This window comes from Thermogutta sp., assembly GCF_039793925.1.
Classification (GTDB): Bacteria; Planctomycetota; Planctomycetia; order Pirellulales; family Thermoguttaceae; genus Thermogutta.
The window spans coordinates 1-1,944 of the sequence record NZ_JBAMME010000374.1 but is presented as its reverse complement, the minus strand read 5'-3'; the positions used below and the strand labels follow the sequence as shown (position 1 = coordinate 1,944).

The window sequence follows — 1,944 nt, the reverse complement described above, 5'->3', positions numbered from 1 at the left end:
AGGGTGGCGGAACCGAGGTCTCGCAACGGCTGGAGGTGGGTTGTCCTGACGACAGGGGTACTCCTGTTACTCCTGGCGTCTTTGCTTCGCTTGTACGGTTTTGAAGAAACATTTCTGGCCTGGGACCAATCCTATCTCATCGCCAATGCGATTGAGACGGCCAGGTTTCATCCGCCTCCGGCAGGTATCAAGTCCTCCGTCGGCGTATATCAGACGGCGGTCATCTCCTACTTGGCAGCGATTCCCTGGATTCTGGTACCCCGGGTGATCGCGATCAAGTGGTTTTTCTCCGTGCTGGACCTGATCGCTATAGCAGTTTTATACCGGGCGGTAAGGATCGTCTTTGGTTACCGCGCGGCGGTCCTTTCTACCCTGCTGTATGTCATCAATCCCTGGGTGGTAGAGTTTGTCCGCTGGATATGGTATCAGGCGCTGACACCCACCTGGGCGGCAATGGGGTTCTCTTTCCTGTTGTTGGCCATTACCCGGAAGCGAGGAGCAGGGCTTTATCTGGCTCTGGGCCTGATCAGCGCAACATTTATGGGAACCGTCCACATAGCGGGTGCGCCCTGGGCGGTGGTTCTTTTCCTGGGCGGGTTGCTGCTCGCGTGGCGCCGGCGGGCCTGGGCCGGTTGGGGGGCAGGGATGGTGGGAAGTTTTCTTATCGTGCTCCCGTACATCCTGTTCATCCTGCGGGAGGTCCCTGGTGACCTCTCACAGGCCCTGAAGATGGGCACTCAGGGCTCTGGCTGGAACCTGGCCGTCTTCCCGCTGACGCTGGAACTGATCAGCGGTCGGGGAGTATATTCTATGCCAGTAAGTCCGGTCTGGATCAATTCCCTGATTCAGATACCCGCAGCGATGCACTGGATGGATTATGTGGTGGGAGTAGCGCTGGTGGGAAGTCTTTTCTGCCTGGTCTTCAGCAAGGACCATCGTCCGGCTTTGCTGTTTACGCTGGGATGGACGCTGGGAGCGCCGCTGATGTATTTGCGCTCCAGCGTATATCTGGTAGCATTTTATCTGCTTTATGTTTTCCCGGCTCCTTTTGTGCTGATGGGAGCCACCATTTCTCTTGCCAGGCGCTTCCCTTACCGGATTCTCCAGGTGGCGGGAGGAATCATCGGTGTGCTAATCACCGGATGGGTAGTTGTTGTCTCCCTTGTCTGGGCACAGGCCTGGAGTACCCGCATCCGCCTGGAGCAGGAATGGCGCATGGGCCCCTCTACCCGGGCCTGGTTGTTGGATCAGACGGCGGAACAGATTGGGAGATACCTAAATCAGCATCCCGACTGTGAAGTGATCATTATCTCTTCATTCGTGGGGGACGGTTCAGCGTTTGACTGGATCCGGAGCGCGCTGCGCACCGACCGGGTACGCATTGTACAGGCGGGGAACGGATTGATCGTAGCGCCTCGTTGCACTTGCTACCTGCTGGCTCCTGACTCCACAGAAGCTGACCTTTCACCGATCAGGGAACGACTGGTAGAAGAGCTGCAACTCACCATCGCAGCGATTCCTCCCTGGAAGGCGTACTGCCTTACGGATCGGGGGGATATGCCAGCCCCGCTTGCGGAATGGGAAAATGGATTGAGCCTGGTCGGTGTCCGCATTGATGGAGAACCCCAGGCGAATGGGCAGGTTCGGGTAGAATATACTTGGCATTATCGTGAAGTTGCTCCGGGTTATTATCATTTCTTTAACCATCTGTTCTGCGGAGACCAGACACTGGTTGCCCAGATGGATGGCCCGGGCGTTCCACCCCCCTACTGGCGAGACGACGATGTCCTGGTGACTCGCTTTGAGTTGAGGCTTCCCGCCTCCATAGAATCGGGAAACTGTCGCCTGCTGATGGGGATTTATCGCTGGCCAGACCTCCAGCGGGCGGTGATGAAAGATGGAAAAGACATCTACGAGGTTTACCGGTGGACTATCAGTTAGAAG

At 56.9% G+C, this 1,944-nt stretch carries 1 protein-coding gene; it reads left to right on the top strand.

Features of this window, described 5'->3' with window-relative positions; all coding sequences use genetic code 11:
* A partial coding sequence (locus tag ABJK56_RS20230; RefSeq protein WP_347246501.1) for a hypothetical protein occupies positions 1-1,941 on the top strand: 1,941 nt, incomplete at its 5' end.
* Between the last annotated feature and the right edge of the window lie 3 nt (positions 1,942-1,944).